General features: G+C 42.3%; 12 protein-coding genes. 11 read left to right on the forward strand and 1 reads right to left on the reverse strand.

Features of this window, described 5'->3' with window-relative positions:
* Positions 1–112 precede the first annotated feature (112 nt).
* From fusA to BQ2683_RS08065, 10 genes are all read left to right on the forward strand, one after another.
* Positions 113–2,197, forward strand: a complete 2,085-nt coding sequence (gene fusA / locus BQ2683_RS08025; protein WP_069988480.1) for an elongation factor G — start codon at positions 113–115, stop codon at positions 2,195–2,197.
* A 103-nt stretch (positions 2,198–2,300) separates the two neighbouring features.
* Positions 2,301–3,500 carry an elongation factor Tu gene (gene tuf / locus BQ2683_RS08030; protein ID WP_069988481.1) on the forward strand — a complete coding sequence of 400 codons (1,200 nt, stop codon included), beginning with the start codon at positions 2,301–2,303 and terminating at the stop codon, positions 3,498–3,500.
* A 104-nt stretch (positions 3,501–3,604) separates the two neighbouring features.
* Positions 3,605–3,757: a hypothetical protein gene (locus tag BQ2683_RS13385; RefSeq protein WP_159427363.1), complete on the forward strand. Its 153-nt coding sequence runs from the start codon at positions 3,605–3,607 to the stop codon at positions 3,755–3,757.
* Positions 3,758–4,041: 284 nt separating this feature from the next.
* Positions 4,042–5,172, forward strand: coding sequence for an exonuclease SbcCD subunit D (locus tag BQ2683_RS08035; protein WP_069988482.1), 1,131 nt, complete (start codon positions 4,042–4,044; stop codon positions 5,170–5,172).
* On the forward strand, positions 5,169–8,018 hold the full coding sequence (locus BQ2683_RS08040) for an SbcC/MukB-like Walker B domain-containing protein (RefSeq protein ID WP_069988483.1): 2,850 nt from the start codon (positions 5,169–5,171) through the stop codon (positions 8,016–8,018). Before BQ2683_RS08035 ends, BQ2683_RS08040 begins: the two co-directional genes overlap by 4 nt.
* A 25-nt stretch (positions 8,019–8,043) precedes the next feature.
* Complete coding sequence (locus BQ2683_RS08045) at positions 8,044–8,910, forward strand: patatin-like phospholipase family protein (RefSeq protein ID WP_069989495.1); 867 nt, start codon at positions 8,044–8,046, stop codon at positions 8,908–8,910.
* Positions 8,911–9,204: 294 nt separating this feature from the next.
* Positions 9,205–10,638 (forward strand): adenylosuccinate lyase, encoded by a 1,434-nt coding sequence (gene purB, locus BQ2683_RS08050; RefSeq protein WP_069988484.1) that lies wholly within the window; start codon positions 9,205–9,207, stop codon positions 10,636–10,638.
* Positions 10,639–10,679: 41 nt separating this feature from the next.
* Positions 10,680–12,092 (forward strand): preprotein translocase subunit SecD, encoded by a 1,413-nt coding sequence (locus BQ2683_RS08055; RefSeq protein ID WP_069988485.1) that lies wholly within the window; start codon positions 10,680–10,682, stop codon positions 12,090–12,092.
* Entirely contained in the window at positions 12,092–13,195 is a 1,104-nt protein-coding gene (gene secF / locus BQ2683_RS08060) for a protein translocase subunit SecF (RefSeq protein ID WP_069988486.1), read from the forward strand. The genes BQ2683_RS08055 and secF overlap by 1 nt, the downstream gene beginning before the upstream one ends.
* A 409-nt stretch (positions 13,196–13,604) precedes the next feature.
* Positions 13,605–14,660, forward strand: coding sequence for an acyltransferase (locus BQ2683_RS08065; protein ID WP_069988487.1), 1,056 nt, complete (start codon positions 13,605–13,607; stop codon positions 14,658–14,660).
* Between the two features lie 133 nt (positions 14,661–14,793).
* Here BQ2683_RS08065 and BQ2683_RS08070 read toward each other — a convergent pair whose 3' ends face one another.
* A complete protein-coding gene (locus BQ2683_RS08070) occupies positions 14,794–15,378 on the reverse strand; it encodes a sugar O-acetyltransferase (RefSeq protein ID WP_069988488.1) in 585 nt (194 codons plus the stop codon).
* A gap of 135 nt (positions 15,379–15,513) precedes the next feature.
* Here BQ2683_RS08070 and BQ2683_RS08075 point away from each other — a divergent pair, with 135 nt between their 5' ends.
* Positions 15,514–18,753, forward strand: coding sequence for a UvrD-helicase domain-containing protein (locus BQ2683_RS08075; RefSeq protein WP_069988489.1), 3,240 nt, complete (start codon positions 15,514–15,516; stop codon positions 18,751–18,753).
* Positions 18,754–18,774 lie beyond the last annotated feature (21 nt).

Genomic DNA, 18,774 nt, shown 5'->3' on the forward strand with positions numbered 1-18,774 from the left:
CGAACCGATTTTCCATATTATTGTTTGGTGTAAAATTGATTTTACACAACAGATAGAAAAGATAACAAGGCCTACCATAATTTTGGTAGAACATTATTTTTAGGAGGAAATTATGCCAAGAGACGTATCTCTAGAAATGACTAGAAATATTGGTATCATGGCTCACATTGACGCAGGTAAAACCACTACCACTGAGCGTATCCTGTACTATACAGGTATTAACCGTAAAATCGGTGAAACTCATGATGGTGCTGCTACAATGGACTGGATGGAGCAGGAACAGGAAAGAGGTATTACTATTACTTCTGCTGCTACTACTGCATACTGGAATAAGCATCGTATCAATATTATCGACACTCCTGGACACGTTGACTTTACTGTAGAAGTAGAGCGTTCTTTGCGTGTACTGGATGGTTCCGTTACTGTTTTCTGTGCCAAAGGTGGTGTAGAACCTCAGTCTGAAACTGTATGGCGCCAGGCTGACAACTACGGCGTTCCACGTATGGCTTACGTGAACAAAATGGACATCATGGGTGCTGATTTCTACAACGTAGTTGACATGATGCTCAACCGTCTGAAATGTAACGCTGTTCCAATCCAGCTGCCAATCGGGGCGGAAGATACTTTCAAAGGTTTGATTGACCTGGTTGAAATGAAAGCTTATATTTACGAAGACGATCTGGGTAATGTTATCGACGAAGAAGGCATTCCAGCTGACATGCAGGAAAAAGCGGATGAATACCGTGCAAAACTGTTGGAAGCGGTTGCTGAAGTGGATGAAGATTTAATGATGAAATACCTGGATGGCGAAGAATTGACAGTTGATGAAATCAAAGCCGCTATCCGTAAAGGTACCATTGCAAACCAGATGGTTCCTGTAGCCTGCGGTACTTCTTACCGTAACAAAGGGGTTCAGAAACTGCTGGATGCAATTGTTGATTATATGCCATCCCCAGTAGATGTACCAGCAATTAAAGGTACTGACCCTGATACAGGCGAAGAAGTTGTAAAACATTCTTCTGATGAAGAACCATTTGCAGCTTTGGCATTTAAAATCGCAACCGACCCATATGTAGGTAAACTGTGTTTCTTCCGCGTTTATTCCGGTACTGTTGATGCAGGTTCTACTGTATACAACTCTGTAAAAGGAAAATCCGAAAGAATTGGCCGTATCCTGCAAATGCACGCAAACCACAGAAAAGATATCGAAACTGTTTACGCAGGGGATATCGCTGCTGCTGTAGGTTTGAAAAATACCGGTACTGGTGATACTCTGTGTGATCCTAAGGCTCCAGTTATTCTGGAATCCATGGAATTCCCAGAACCAGTTATCAGCTTGGCAATTGAGCCAAAAACAAAAGCAGGTTCCGAAAAAATGGGTATCGCTTTGGCAAAACTGGCAGAAGAAGACCCAACTTTCAGAACTTATACAAACGAAGAAACCGGCCAGACAATTATTGCTGGTATGGGTGAGCTCCACTTGGAAATTATTGTTGACCGTTTGCTCCGCGAATTTAAAGTAGAAGCAAATGTTGGTGCTCCTCAGGTATCTTACAAAGAAACCATCCGCCGTAAATACGACATTGACCATAAATATGCTCGTCAATCCGGTGGTAAAGGTCAATACGGTCATGTTAAGATGATCATCGAACCAAATGAATCCGGTAAAGGTTACGAATTCATTAACAACATTGTTGGTGGTGCGATTCCAAAAGAATACATCCCAGCAGTTGACGCAGGTATCCAAGGTGCTATGGAAGCAGGCGTATTGGCTGGCTTCCAGGTAGTAGACGTAAAAGTTACCTTGTACGATGGTTCTTACCATGAAGTTGACTCCTCTGAAATGGCATTTAAGATTGCTGCTTCTCAGGCTTTCAAAGAAGCAATGAGAAAAGCAGACCCAGTTATTTTGGAACCAATTATGAAAGTAGTTGTTATTGTTCCAGAAGATTACATGGGTGATGTTATTGGTGACTTGAACTCCCGTCGTGGTCAAATCCAGGGTATGGAAAGCAGAAACGGTGCACAAGAAATTAACGCATTTGTTCCTCTTTCTGAAATGTTTGGTTATTCTAACGACCTGCGTTCTAAAACTCAGGGCCGTGGCCAATACTCCATGGAACCTAGCCACTATGTTGAAGTTCCAAAATCCATTTCCGAGAAGATTATGAGCTCTAGGGCTAAAAATGCTGACTAATTCGCATTTCTATAAAAATTTTGTGAAATTACTTGAAAAATTCTAGATTTATGATAGAATAAAACTATGCAAGTTTTTTCTTAAAAATGAGGAGGAAAATACAATGGCAAAAGCTAAATTTGAAAGAAATAAGCCACACGTTAATATTGGTACAATCGGTCACGTTGACCATGGTAAAACAACATTAACTGCTGCTATTACAAAAACTCTGGCTCTGAAAGGTCAAGCTCAATACGAAGCTTACGATATGATCGACAAAGCTCCAGAAGAAAGAGAACGTGGTATCACAATCAACACTGCTCACGTTGAATATGAAACCGACAAACGTCACTACGCTCACGTTGACTGCCCAGGACATGCTGACTACGTTAAAAACATGATCACTGGTGCTGCTCAGATGGACGGCGCTATCCTGGTTGTATCTGCTGCTGACGGCCCAATGCCTCAGACTCGTGAACACATCCTGCTGTCCCGTCAGGTAGGCGTTCCTTACATCGTTGTATTCATGAACAAAGCTGACCAAGTTGACGATCCAGAATTCTTAGATTTGGTTGAAATGGAAATCCGTGACCTGTTGAATGAATATGAATTCCCAGGCGACGATACTCCAATCATCAAAGGTTCCGCTCTGAAAGCTTTGGAAGCTCCAGACGATCTGAGCGATCCAGCTTATGCTCCAATCATTGAACTGATGGATGCTGTTGATGATTATATTCCAACTCCAGAACGTAAATCTGACCTGCCATTCTTGATGCCTGTAGAAGACGTATTCACCATCACAGGCCGTGGTACAGTTGCTACTGGTAGAGTTGAAAGAGGTCAATTGAACACTGGTGACGAAGTTGAAATCATCGGTTTGACTGAAGAAAGAGGCAAAACTGTTGTTACAGGTATCGAAATGTTCCGTAAAATTCTGGACTATGCTGAAGCTGGTGACAACATCGGTGCATTGCTGCGTGGTATCCAACGTTCTGACATCGAAAGAGGTCAAGTTCTGTGTAAACCAGGTACCATCCACCCACACACCAAATTTAAAGGTCAAGTATACATTCTGAAAAAAGAAGAAGGTGGCCGTCATACTCCATTCTTCAACAACTACAGACCACAGTTCTACTTCAGAACAACTGACGTAACTGGTGTTATCTCTTTACCAGAAGGCACAGAAATGTGTATGCCTGGCGATAACGTAACAATGGACGTTGAACTGATCACTCCAATCGCTATCGAAGAAGGTCTGCGTTTCGCTATCCGTGAAGGTGGCCGTACAGTAGGTTCCGGCGTAGTTTCCGCTATCAACGAATAATTTTACTGTTTCAATATATCAAACAGCTTGGCTTTTGCCAGGCTGTTTTTTTATACAGCAAAAAACTGGGTATTCTGTGCTTGTACAAAAAAGGAAGTCACGAAATGAAAATGGTTTCTCTAAATACAGGTAGTTTCCCAATTCGAAAAAGCGAGAGAGGAGATTTAAAAAACTTTTGGGTTTGGACAATGGAGGGTATTTATACTTTTTTTCCAAGAGTAATTATGGCTGTTCTCTTTTGTATAGGAAAAAGATGAGGGAAAATATTTTCTACCATTCGGAAGGAAAATGAATTTTGTGATGCAAAACCAAAGTAAATAAATTTTTCTATAATGCTAGTTTGTTTTTATCCGTAAAGCTACTTAGTGGCGTCCAATGTTTCTTGAAGAGAGGGTATTTAGATGAATTTCATTTTATCATTCCGCAGGGAAAAAGGAAATCTGGATGATTTCAGTAGTGCTATTTTCGCTATATCGAATGTTTTCAAACCAATTTTTTTATGCTATAATTAAGTTAATTGTTTTTCGAATAGGGGGATTGGATGAAACTGGTACATACTTCGGACTGGCATATTGGGCGTTCCTTGAATGGATACAGCCTATTGGAGGACCAGCGCTATTTTTTATCCCAGCTGGTGGATTTCCTCGTAGAATATAGGGTTGATGCTCTGTTGATTTCGGGGGATTTATATGACCGCTCCGTCCCTTCTGCTCAGGCGGTTCAGCTGGTGGATGAATTTTTGACTGAAGTAGTGTTGCGGCGAAACATTAAAACGTTTATCATTGCTGGAAACCACGATTCACCCGAGCGCCTTTCGTTCTCCAACCGGTTTTTAGAATCTTCTGGCTTGTATATGCAGGGGAACCTACCACGGGAAATCAAAAAAATTCCCCTTGTCTGTGGGGATGAAGCAGTTGTTATTTGGATGCTGCCTTATTTCCATCCAGCCCAAGTGCGGGAGCTGTATCCGGAAGAAAAAATCGTTGGATACCAGCAGGCTGCGGAAAAAATTGCTTCTTTGATATCTCCTTCCCCTAATACGCTTAACCTGTTGATGGCACACGGCTTTTATTTGAATGGCAGTGCCAAAGATGGTTGCTTATACTCCGAGTCGGAATATTCGGTAGGGGGGAGCGATTTAATTGATTTAGGGATATTTCCCAAGTTTGATTATGTGGCGTTAGGGCATCTGCACGCACCCCAATCCGCTGGGGAAAATGGTTTTTACAGCGGTTCCCCTTTGAAATATTCCTTAAGCGAGGAAAAACAAAAAAAAGGGATTGTTTTGCTGGAAATTCAAAATAAGACCATCCAACAATCCTTGCACTCATTTCAAACCTTGCGGGATGTGCGCAAGATACAGGGAAAATTCCAGGAATTGATGTTGCAGCAATCGGACGATTATGTGTTTGTAGAATTGTTGGACCAGGAGTATGTTTTAAACGCAATGGAACAGTTGCGTGTCCGATTTCCCAATATTTTGGGGATGCACTATAGTTCTTTGGAATACCAGCAGCCTTTATTGGAAGGGGAAGAACCGGCTTTATCCCAATCTCTAAAGGATATTTTAAAAAAATTTTATCTGGAAACAGTAGGGAATGAAATGACCCAACAGGAGGAACAATTGGTAGACCAGATACTTCTACAATTAGACCAAGGAGGGAAGCCATGAGATTGTTACAGTTAAGGTTTTCCGCTTTTGGGCCGTTTCCTACCGAACAAATATTGGATTTTACCAAATTACAGCAAAATGCGCTTTTTCTAGTCACTGGGGATACTGGAGCTGGAAAAACCAGTATTTTTGACGCCATTTCTTTTGCACTGTACGGGGAAGTGAATGGAAAACGCAAAGAACCCCGTACCCTAAAAAGTGATTTTGCCCCAAAAGACCGGCTATGCTATGTGGAGTTCCGGTTTGAATCCCATGGAGAAACCTATCAAATTTATCGGGAACCAGAACAACTTTCCCCAAAACAGAGGGGAAAGGGCTTTGTTACCAGGAAACACAAAGCAGAACTGACGTTGCCAGATGGCAAAAAAATAACCGATTTAAAAGAAATTAAGCAAAAAATAGAGCAGGAAATCATCGGGTTGAGCAGCGACCATTTTTATAAAATTGTCATGTTGCCACAGGGGCAGTTCCAAAAGCTGCTTACCGAAAAAAACACTGACAAGCTGGCTACCTTCCGTACCATATTTGGTACAGAGTATTTCCAAAAGGTAACCGACGCATTTTATTCTTCTACCAAATCGGTGGAACAGGAAAACCGGCTATTAATCCAGCAGAATCAAAACCTGCGTTCTAAAATCCATATTGTGGATTCCGCTTTGGAACAGGAACTCCATTCAGAATTCCCGGATGACGCAGCCTGCTTGAAGCTGTTGCAGCAGCAGAACCAGCGGATGGAACAGGAACTACAACAGTTAGAACGAAACATTCATCAAAAGGAAACCGAATTCCAGCAAGCTGCGAACCAACTAACTCATCAACGGGAATTGCACCAACAGCAGGAGCGCCTTCAGAAATTTCAGGGGAAACAAAACCAGCTGGAAGCGCAACAGGCGGAAATAGCTGCACAAAAGCAGTTTTTGCAGCAGCTCAAACAGGTGGAACAAATTCGGGGGATGGAACAGCAGCTGCGGGATGTTGAAAAAATGTTCCTGGAGGGACAAAACAGGAAAAACGAATTACAACAGCAATTGCAGCAAGTGCGCCAATCCAAGCAGGAATTATACCATCAACAGGAACAACTGTATGCCCAGGCGGAAGGGATGGAGCGGGCACAACGGCAACTGGATTCCTTGCGGCAGCTTTTCCCGTTGGTGGAGCAATTGGAAACATTCCAGCAAAAACAGATGGAATTGGAGCAAAGTATTTCCTGGACGGAACAGGCAGTGGAGCGGCAGCGGATGGTTGTGGAGTCCACCCAGTTGCAGGAACTTTTCCGTTTGATGCAAACAACGGAGCAAAAAAGAGGGGAGCTGGAACAAAAGGAAACCGAATACCAACAAGGTTGTAAACGATATTTTGAGGTACAGGCCTTTTTGCTTGGGGAACAGCTTCAACCAGGGCAGCCCTGTCCAGTATGTGGTTCCCGGGAACATCCTTGCCCAGCGCCGGGAGGAGAGGAGCAAATTGTTTCTTACCAGGAGGTTTTATCCCTACAACACCAGCGGGATGAAGTCCAAACCCAATTGTTACAGCTGGAGCAGCAGTTGGAGGCAAAACAACAGCAACTATCCGATTGGAAGATTGACACACCTGATTTTCAGGAACAACTGGAACAGAGGATAGCCCAATTAAAAGAAATCCTTCAAACGCCTTTGGAAGGATGGGATTCGGAAGAACCCTATCAAGAAAAGTTGCGGAGGCTAAACTCCCAACTGGAACAAACTACAGAATATTTGATTCCATTGCGGGAGAAAATCCGGCAGGAGGATGGGATATTGCCCACACTGGAAGGAATCCAACAATCGGTTTCCCAATTAGAATTAAAATTGTCCCAGTACCGTTCTCAGCGGGAGTCCTGTGAACAGCAGGATACCCAGCTTCAAACCCAGTTTAGCCAGTTGGAGGGGCAAATCATCCAACTGGAACAGGAATTGGAACAGAAAAAACAACAAAAAGGCCAATTGGAAGGGCAGTTTACTCAATTCTTGCAGCAGTCCCATTTGGAAGAACAGGAATATCAGACCTTGGTGGCACAATTGGAACAAATTCCTCAATTGGAAGCAGATATCCGTTCTTATGAAACCGAGTGCAGCAACGTACAGGCTGTGTTGCGGGAACTTGCGCTGCAATTGAATGGACAGGAACTATTGCAGCTGTCCGTATTGGAACAGAAACAGCAGCAGCTTCAAGAGGAAAAACAGAGGTTGACCAAAGAGCGGGAACAGTTGCTGCAACAGTTCCATCAGAATGTATCCTGCGAGGAAGAATATCGGGCACATTTGGAGAAAATCCAACAGTTAACCGAGAAATACGGAATTTTAAAAAAGTTGTCCGATTTGACCAAAGGTACCACCAAACGGATGGGATTTGAAAAATATGTACTGGCATTTTATTTTGATAGGATCATCTCCCGCGCAAACCTGCGTTTTGACCAGATGACCAATGGAAGATACCGCATGGAACGGATGAAAGGCCAGACAGATGGTTTTGATATTCAGGTAATGGATTTTTACACCGGGCAAACCCGGCATATCAGTACATTGTCCGGTGGGGAAACCTTTCTGGCATCGTTGGCCCTCTCGTTAGGGTTGGCGGACATTATTATGCAGCAAAACGGTGGAATTCAGCTCAACACCATGTTTGTTGACGAGGGGTTTGGCAGTTTGGATTCCGACGCTTTACGCCAGGCAATCCATTGTTTTACCCAGTTAAACCAGGGAAACCGGATGGTGGGAATTATCTCCCATGTGCCAGAATTGCGGGAACAGATTGCTAATCAGTTTGTGGTGGAAAAAAATACGGCCGGTTCTGGCAGTAAGGTTTTTTTGAAGCAGGCAAACCAATAAATGAAATGGAAAGAAGTGAATGAAAATGGCTGGTTTAGTAGTGGAAGGCGGTGCGATGCGCGGCCTGTATACCGATGGCGTGCTGGACGCGCTGTTGGATTATAAGATTATGTTTCCCTATGTAATAGGGGTATCCGCAGGGATCAGTAACGCCTATTCCTATGTGTCCAAACAGCGGGGCAGAAACTGGGAAATCATTGAAAAATACCGCAACGATAAACGGTATTTTAGTATCCGCAATTATTTTAAGGAAAAAAGTATTTTTGGGATGGATTTTATTTATGACGAAATTCCAAATCAGCTTATCCCATACGATTATCAAGCATTAAAAGCCTATCAGGGCAAATTACTGGCTGGGGTGACCAATGTAAAAACAGGAAAAGTGGAGTATTTTGACCAGTATTCGGCAGACCGCCAGTTTACCATACTGCGGGCCACCTGCGCTCTGCCGCTGTTTTTCCCTGTCATCCAGTTAAATGGCAACGGCTATTACGACGGCGGGATGGCGGACCCAATCCCCATCCGGAAATCCATTGCAGATGGGAATCCGAAAAACCTGATTGTTTTAACCAGGGAGGTTGGCTACCAGAAAACAGCCGGGAAATCCACCCGGCTTTCCGCAAAGCTTATCCGCAAAAAATTCCCTGCATTGGAACCAATTGTGCTGAACCGGCATATTGCCTACAATGAAACAGTAGCCTTTTGCGAGCAGTTGGAGCAGGAAGGGAAAGCGATTTTGCTCCGACCAGCCGCTGAAGTAAATGTTGGGCGGTTTGAGAAGGATATTCCCACTTTAAAACGGCTATATGAAGCGGGTTATCAAGATACAGTGGCAAAGATAGACCAAATTCGGGAATTTTTGCAAGAAGAAACCCTTTCCGCAAAAAATTGATGGATACGGAGAATTTTGTCAATATCAACTACATTTTAAGTTGTTTTTTGGATAAATATACAATGTTTTCATTTTTAAGATACAATTTTTTTCGAAGAACTCTGGATTGAATGTACAAATTTATGGATTTTATCCGTCAAATACTTGTATAAATCTAAAAAATATGGTAAAATATCATAGTTAGTGTGGAATGAAATTTTATGTGTAGTTTCACATCACGAAAACCGTACGCCTCTATTGGCAGGCTGCGGGGTTCTACTGAAATAAAGCATTTTTTTATAAGGAGGCAAATCAATGGGTCGAGACGTATATGAAAGTCCATTTTGTACTCGGTATGCCAGCAAAGAGATGCAACATATTTTTTCGCCGGATATGAAGTTTAAAACCTGGCGTAAATTATGGGTTGCCCTTGCTAGAGCGGAGCACAATTTGGGCTTGCCTGTATCGGAAGAACAGGTAAAAGAGCTGGAAGCCCATGTGGATACGATTAACTACGAAGTAGCAGAACAGCGTGAAAAACTGGTTCGCCATGATGTTATGTCCCATGTGTACGCCTATGGTGAGCAATGCCCAAATGCAAAAGGGATTATCCATCTTGGCGCGACTTCCTGCTATGTCGGCGATAATACCGATGTAATCATTATGAGGGAAGCCCTGTATGTGGTAAAACGCAAACTGGTCAATGTCATCGCAAAATTGGCAAAGTTCGCGAACCAGTATAAGGACATGCCTTGCTTGGCTTATACCCACCTTCAGCCAGCCCAGCTGACTACTGTTGGGAAACGGGCTACCCTTTGGATGAACGAACTGCTCATGGACCTGGAAGAACTGGAGTTTCGGATTAAAAACCTGAAATTGCTGGGCTCTAAGGGTACCACAGGCACCCAGGCAAGCTTTGTAGAATTGTTTGACGGCGATACGGATAAGATCAAGGCTTTGGAACAGTCTATTGCAGAAGAAATGGGCTTTTCCGGCGTGGTTCCAGTATCCGGCCAAACTTATTCTAGAAAAGTGGATTACAACATTGTTTCCACTTTAAGCGCGATTGCACAATCCGCTATGAAATTTAGTAACGATTTAAGAATCTTACAAAATTTCAAAGAAATGGAAGAACCTTTTGAAACTAACCAGATTGGTTCCTCTGCCATGCCATATAAGCGCAACCCAATGCGCAGCGAAAGAATTACTTCTTTAGCAAGATATGTCATGATTGATGCGTTGAACCCGGCGTTTACCGCTGGTACCCAGTGGTTTGAAAGAACTTTGGATGACAGCGCCAATAAACGTATTGCTGTTGCAGAAGCATTTTTAGGGATAGACGCGATCCTGAACATTCTGTTAAATATAACAGACGGTTTGGTTGTTTACCCAAAAGTAATCCATCAACGTGTGATGAAAGAATTGCCATTTATGGCAACCGAAAACATCATGATGGAAGCGGTGAAAAAAGGTGGAGACCGTCAGGAGCTGCATGAAAAACTTCGCCAACACTCCATTGCTGCTGGTAAAGTAGTGAAAGAGCAGGGCGGGGAAAACGATTTGATTGAACGGGTTTGTGCGGACCCTTCTTTCAACCTCTCCTATGACGAAATCCATGCCATCTTAAAACCAATTAACTTTGTTGGACGCAGTGTAGAACAGGTTACCGAGTTCCTGCAAGAATGTGTACAGCCTGTTTTGGATGCCAACAAGGATGTTTTGGGTGAAAATGCAGAATTAACTGTATAACAATTTACTAACTAATTTTAATTTATTGGAGGAAACAATCCATGAAACGTAAGGGAAAACCAACGTTTTTCATCGTTTTAGTGCTGATTATCATCTTTGCGGTGGTAACGGCATTTGGTGTAAAAACGAGATGGGGCGACAATACCACTACTTACATCAAAGGCTTACAGGATATCCGTTGGGGCATTGATATCCGAGGAGGGGTAGACGTTACATTTGCTCCACCAGAAGATGTAACAGATGTAACCGAAGAACAAATGAATGCTGCTGAAGCAGTGATCAAACAGCGTTTGCTGGCACAAAATATCACTGACAGTGAAGTTTATACCGACCAAAATAAACACAGAATCATTGTCCGTTTCCCATGGCCTGCTGACGAAGAGGATTTTGATGCCCAGGCAGCAATTGAAACATTGGGTGAAACCGCTGAATTGACCTTCCGTGAAGGGAAGGAGACCGATAGCGAAGGCGCTCCATCCGGTACAACAGCGGAAAATATTATTTTAACTGGTTCAGATGTAAAAGAAGCAAAAGCTGTTTATGGCTCTACTTCTGGTTCCAGTTCCCAACAGCAGTATCAGGTTAGCTTGGAGTTGACCGATGAAGGTGCGGAGAAATTTTCTGATGCCACTGGCAAGTTATACGCTTCCAATGGTACCATTTCCATCTGGATGGATGATACTATGATTTCCGCTCCAACAGTAAACGCACAAATTACAGATGGTAAAGCAGTAATTACCGGTAACTTTACGGCGGAATCCGCTTCTGAATTGGCAGATAAAATCAACGGCGGTGCGCTGCCATTTAAACTGGAAACACAGAGTTATAACTCCATTTCTCCAACCTTAGGCTTACAGGCTAGAGATATGATGGCGATTGCAGGTATTATTGCGTTTGCAGTAATTGCATTGTTTATGATTATAATGTATCGTCTGCCAGGTGCAGTAGCGTCTATCGCGCTGATTGGGCAGGTAACCTTGTCCTTGGCAGCAATTTCTGGTTTCTTTGCGCCGTTCCCAAGCTTTACCCTAACGTTACCTGGTATCGCCGGTATCATCCTGGGTGTTGGTATGGGCGTAGACGCAAACGTTCTGATTGCTACCCGTATCCGGGAAGAACTACATAATGGAAAATCCATTGATGCTGCGATTGACACTGGTTACAAACGTGGTTTGACTGCCGTAGTAGATGGTAACTTGACCACTGTATTAATCGCGATTATCTTGATGGGTGCGTTTGGTACACCGGATAGTATCTTCTCCAAACTATTGAGTTGGGTATTCTTTATGTTTGGATCTTCTACTGAAGGAACTATCTACTCCTTCGGATTTACTTTGCTGGTAAGCATTATCGGTAACTTTATTATGGGCGTTGGAGCTTCCAAATTGATGATAAAATCATTGTCTAAATTTAAGTGCTTCCGCAATCCTAAATTATATGGAGGTGCTAAATAATGAAAACTCCAAATATAGATTTTGTCGGAAAACGTAAGATTTTCTTTTCCATTTCCATTGCAATCATCGCAATTACGATTATTTGTGCATTTATCCTTGGGGTAAATGTGGATATTAAATTTAAAGGCGGTACCATCCTCACCTATCCTTGCTCTGGTGAGATAGATACCAAAGCAGTAGAAAGCACGATTGAGGAACAATTGGGAACCAATGTTTCCATCCAAACATCTACAGATTCTACTGGTAACCCAAATATGGTTGTTACATTATCCGAAAGCAAAGACCTTTCGATTGAAACAACCAATGCTTTGTCCGAAAAATTGGAAGAAACTTATCCAGATAATTTCCAATTTGAGGACGCCGCAACCGAAGTTACGGTAAGCAGCGTTAATCCTCAAACAGGGACAGAGTTCTTCTTTAAATGCCTGGTAGCAATTATATTTGCATTTATTGTGTTGGTTATCTACACTGCATTCCGTTTCCGTAAAATTGGTGGTATTTCCGCCGGTTGTATGGCAATTATTGCATTGGCGCATGACGTAATGTTTATCTTTGCGACCTTTGTATTCTTCCGCTTACCAATCAACGATAACTTTATGGCGGTTGTATTAACGATTTTGGGTTACTCCATCAACAACACTGTTGTTATCTATGACCGTATTCGTGAAAACAGACAGATTATGGGCGAGCATGTACCAACTAGGGAACTGGTAAACAAAAGTATCAACCAGACACTGTCTCGTTCTATCAATACAACATTAACCACAGTTTTGGCATTGCTGGTAATCCTGATTGTATCCTTGGCATTTGGTATTGATACCTTGATTAGCTTCGTATTGCCTCTGGTTATCGCAATGATTGCTGGTGCATACTCCTCTGTATGTATTTCTGGTCCATTGTGGGTTCTTTGGAAAGATCGTCCAAAAAAAGAGGTTGATCCTGAAAAAGAACAAAGAAAATTAGAAGCGCAAAAAGAAAAAGAACGTGAGCAAAGAGCAAAAGAAAAAGCCAAAAGACAGGCAGAAGCGAAGAAAATCGCTGACAAGAAAAAAGCAGAACGCTTAAAAGAAAAAGAACAGGAACAAAAAGAAGCAAATGAATAATTGTTTGTAGTCCTGTTACGAAGCAAATAAACTATTACTAAAATCCCCCTGTATAGATGATACAGGGGGATTTTAACATATTTTATAAAAATATTCATAGTTATATCAAAAATCATCAAAAACAAATAAAAGTCCTATTAAATTGGATCCATCTATTTATGTAAGAAGTTATTGTAACTTTTACAAAAATATTCTTGGATGAATCAGAATAATTCTTTTATAAATTGGTTTTGAAAATGATATAGTTGATATGATTTTCTAAGAATAAATGTTGGTGTAAATTGATTGTTTACTGTAATGATTGATATCATTGCTCTAAAATTTTGCAATCTAGTTGTTGAGTTCTAGATTATTTTTTATTATAATAAAGATAACATTTTATACAACAAAAATAGAATGGAGTTTTAAAGTGAAAAATGGAATTGAAAAAAATAGTACCTATTATATGTACTTGGATGTTTTAAGGATAATAGCATGTTTTTTAGTAATTGTAAATCATACAGATAGCAGAGTTTTTTTACGTACTTCCCCTAGTGAAACTTGGTTTTTAGGATTAACTTATTTTTTTATTTGTAAAGCTGCTGTACCGTTATTCCTAATGATATCAGGGGTACTGTTATTGCGTAAAATAGATAGTTATAAAAATATAGGCAAAAAAATATTGCGTTTTACCATTGTACTAATTGTTTTTTCTTTATTATATTATGTTGATGGCTGCTTAACCTCGAACAGCCCAATTTCAATTGTATCATTTTTTACTTCTATTTATCATAATCCAGCTACGAATGCCTTATGGTATATGTACTTATATTTGGCAATTCTAATTATGTTGCCTATACTACAAAAATTAGCAAATAGTATGAAAAAGAGGGATTACCAATATTATTTCTTTTTTTCTTTTATAATATTAGGTGGAATGCCTATTATAGTCCATTATATCCCATCCGCTGCTTATTCTGATCATTTTCAACTTTTTATTTTTAGTTGTTATATTGGATTATTGCTTTTAGGCTTTTATATTCAAAATTATCTCATAATTAATTTAAAAAAATGTTTTATTGCCATTGCAATATACATTGTTGGAATCGCAATAAGCGTAGTATTAACCTATAAAGAGTATTTATCCTCACCAAAAAATTATTTGTTTTTTGACGACAGGACATTGATTACTGTTATTGCTCCAAGTGCGTGCCTTTTTATTGTAGTAAAATACCTATTTGATAAGGTTCATTTTGGGGAAAAAGGAAAACGGATTATAAAAGAAATTGGCGGTTGTACTTTTGGAACTTATCTTTTTTCAGATTTTTTTATTCATAAATTAAAGGCAGTTGGTATAGAAGACTCTCTATTTCAGACGGTAAATCCATTTTTAGCTGCTGTAATAATGGAAATTATTGTATTTTCTGCGGGTATGGCGATTTCATTTCTATTCCGTCGAATCCCGTTTATCAAAAAATTACTTTAATAAAAAAGTATTGGCTTCGTTTTAGTAGACAATCAATACCTATTTATATATAGTAAAAATTTTGTAGTTTATTAGAATTTTGTTTATTCTGGAAGAAGCGATAAACCAATATTTTAATGAAGGGATTTAAATACTATTTTTTGTACTTTTCCCGGTCCTCTGGCGTGATTTCGCGGATGACACGGCAAGGGTTCCCCACAGCAATGACGTTGGCTGGGATATCCTTTGTCACGACACTGCCTGCACCAATAACAGCCCCGTCTCCAATGGTGACACCTGGTAATACAGTGACGTTGCCGCCAATCCATACATTGTTCCCCACCGTAATCGGATAGGCGTATTCCAAACCTTGGTTGCGCTGTTCGATATCTAAGGGATGCCCCGCTGTATAAAAGCCACAGTTGGGGGCGATAAATACGTTATCCCCAAAGGTCACCTTTGCACCATCTAAAATAATACAATTGTAGTTGGCATAAAAGTTTTTTCCAATTGAAACGTTATAACCATAATCGCATCGAAATGGCTGTTCAATCCAGAAATCCCCTTCGGTTTTCGCTAAAATTTTCCGGATCAGTTCTTTCCGTTGCTCCACTTTGGATGGTGGGAGTTGGTTGTGTTCATAACACAATTCCTGGCATTTTGCCCGTTCCTTCAGTAGCGCTGCGTCATAATTGGCGTCATATAGCAAACCTTTCTGCGCCTTTTCTTTCTCTGTCATAAAAACCTCCTTGTTCTTCATAACGATATTTGGGTGTATCATACCACGAATTTGACCTATCGTCAAATTCAGGATTGAATTTTATCGAAAATAGGAATATAATGGAACTAAACCATCATAGGAAAGGGATTTGCCATGTATATTGCTGATTTACATATTCACTCAAAATATTCCCGGGCAACCAGCAAGGACTGTGTTCCGGAACACCTGGATTTTTGGGCAAAGCGGAAAGGAATACAATTGATTGGAACGGGGGATTTTACCCATCCAGCTTGGCGAGAAGAACTAAAAGAGAAACTAATTCCAGCAGAGCAGGGGCTTTACCAGTTAAAGCCAGAATATCAGATTGAGGACCGGATTGCCGGAGAACAGCAAAATACCCGGTTTGTGCTTTCGGGGGAAATCAGTTCGATTTATAAAAAGAATGGAAAAGTCCGCAAGGTACACAATGTGATTTTACTGCCTAGCCTGGAGGCGGCTGAGGAGCTTTCCAAAAAGCTGGAGGCAATTGGGAACATCCACTCGGACGGACGCCCAATTTTAGGGTTGGATAGCCATGATTTATTAGAAATTACCTTAGAGAGCTGTCCAGATGCGATTTTTATCCCAGCCCATATTTGGACGCCACATTTTTCGTTGTTTGGGGCTTTTTCCGGGTTTGATACCATTGAGGAATGTTTTGAGGACTTAACCCCATATATCCACGCACTGGAAACTGGACTGTCCTCCGATCCGCCAATGAACTGGATGGTTTCCGCTCTGGACCGGTTTACCCTGGTGTCCAATTCGGACGCCCATTCCCCACAAAAACTGGGGCGGGAAGCAAATTTGTTGGAAACAGAACTCTCCTACCAAGGTCTGTACCATGCCATCCAGGAAGGGAAGCAGGGAGGATTTGCTGGTACGATTGAATTTTTCCCAGAAGAGGGGAAATATCATTACGATGGCCACCGCAACTGCAACCTTTGTTTAAAACCATCCGAAACCGCCAAATTTGGCGGAAAATGCCCGATTTGCGGCAAAAAAATCACCATTGGCGTGCAGCACCGTGTAGAGCAGTTGGCAGACCGGGAGGAAGGGTTCCAGCTGCCGGGAGCGGCCTATTTTGAAAGCCTGGTTCCATTGCCAGAAGTGATTGCGGCTTCGATTGGGGTTTCCAGCATCAGTGTGAAAGTAAAAAAACAGTATGAAACTATGCTGCGGGAAATTGGGCCGGAATTTTATATCTTGCGGGAGGCTCCACTGGAGCAGATTGGGCAAGTCGCAGGAGTTTGTGTCCAGGAAGGAATCAAGCGGCTGCGTCAAGGCAAGGTCACACGGGTTCCTGGCTACGATGGGGAATATGGAACCATCCAGCTGCTAACCAAGGAGGAAATCGACGGATTCCAAGGGCAAATTAACCTGCTTTCCACCTGTGGGCAGAATTTTACTGTAAAGAAAGAGGAGAAGCCGGCTTTTTCTGCTCCACAGCCTACAGAGGAAGTAGAGCAAACCGAAAAAAATCAGGAAGTATCCCAGGATATTTTAAGTGGATTAAATCCGCAGCAGCTCAAAGCTGTTACTACCAAGGCACGTTCGGTAGCGGTCATTGCAGGGCCAGGGACGGGAAAGACCAAAACTTTGATTTCCCGTATCGCCTATTTGGTAGAACGCTGTAATGTTAAGCCTGCTGAAATCACGGCAGTTACCTTTACCAACAAGGCAGCGGAGGAGATGCGCCAACGTTTGGAACAGCAGTTTGGCAGCAAGCGCACCGTGCGTTCCATGACCATTGGAACCTTCCATTCCATTTGTATGGAACTGCTGGAGGAATTGGAAGGAAACCCAGTCCACCTGCTGGATGAATCTGAAGCCATGCAGATGGCGGGAGATTTGCTTCGCCAGCAGGAAATCAAATATTCCCCCCGCAAGTTTTTGCAGGAGCTTTCCAAATACAAAAACGGCATTGCAGTGGAGGATTTGGAACAGTTAGAACCGGTTTTCCAGCAATACCAAGCCCAATTGCAGCAACAGGGTAGGCTGGACTTTGATGACTTACTGCTGCGTATGATAGAACTCTCTGGGAAGCTTACCCCAGCAAAGAAAAAACGGTTCCATTATTTGATGGTAGACGAATATCAGGATATCAACCAGGTACAACGGGAACTGATTGGGCTGTGGAGCCAGCACAGTAAGGGATTTATGGCGATAGGGGACCCTGACCAGTCGATTTATGGGTTCCGTGGCTCGGACGCCCACTGTTTTGAACAGTTGAAGGAAACCAACCCAGACACTGAATTCATCCGGTTAACCCAAAATTACCGTTCCACACCGGAGATTATCCGGGCTGCCCAAGCCGCTATTGCCCCAAACCCTTCCTTTGATGAACGGATATTGGAAGCAAATAAGGAATCCGGTGAACCAGTTTCCCTCCTCTATGCGGAAACCGAGCTTTCGGAGGGGATTTATATTGCCAAGGAAATCAACCGCCTAGTAGGTGGGATTGATATGCTGGATACTGAAATGTTGGGGCACCCCACCGACCATACCCGCACTTGGGAGTTTTCCGATATCGCTGTGTTGTACCGTACCCATCATCAGGCGCGGATTTTGGAAAAATGCTTCCAAAAAGAAGGGATTCCCTACATCGTCAAAGGGCGGGATGATTTCCTGATGGAAGAGTCCGTGCGGGGTACTATTCAGTTTTTCCGCTTTTTATGGGATGAATCCGACCACGCCGCCCTGTCCACCAGTTTAAAATTAATCTGGAATTGTCCAGAAGATATCATCCAGTATGTGGTTTCCCAACTGGAAAAACAGAATCTACTTGAGCTGGAGGAAGATTTCGCTAAAATTGGACATCTACAGCAGTGGCTTCAAGCGGTCAAGGCGTACCAGCCACTCATAAAGAAACAAAAGCCGTGGAAACTGTTGCAGGATTGGTGTGTATTCCTCCACTGGCAGGACTCCAAACCCCTGAAAAAATTGGAACAGATGGCAGTTTTTTACCCTGATATGCCTGCTTTGTTACAGGCGCTTTTACTGGGGGAAGAAGGGGATTTGGCGAGAAATTGCAGCCAGTATGATGCAGGGGCAGTAACTTTGATGACCCTGCACGGTTCCAAAGGGTTGGAGTTCCCCATTGTCTTTTTAGCCGGATTGCAGCAAGGCTGCTTGCCATTGGAATCCGAAGCCCATCCAGCAGATTTGGAGGAAGAACGCCGGTTGTTTTACGTGGGGATGACCCGGGCAAAAGATAAACTGGTGATGACGGCGCCAAAAGAATATTCCCAATTCACCGAAGGATTTCCAGAAGGTGTACTGGAAACAGGGCAGGCACACCAGAAAAAAGCGGTGCAAGCTGGAAAACAATTGAATCTGTTGGATTTTATTTAACTACAAATTCTTCCTTTTATC

Source organism: Massilioclostridium coli, from assembly GCF_900095865.1.
Taxonomy (GTDB): Bacteria; Bacillota; Clostridia; order Oscillospirales; family Ruminococcaceae; genus Massilioclostridium; species Massilioclostridium facile.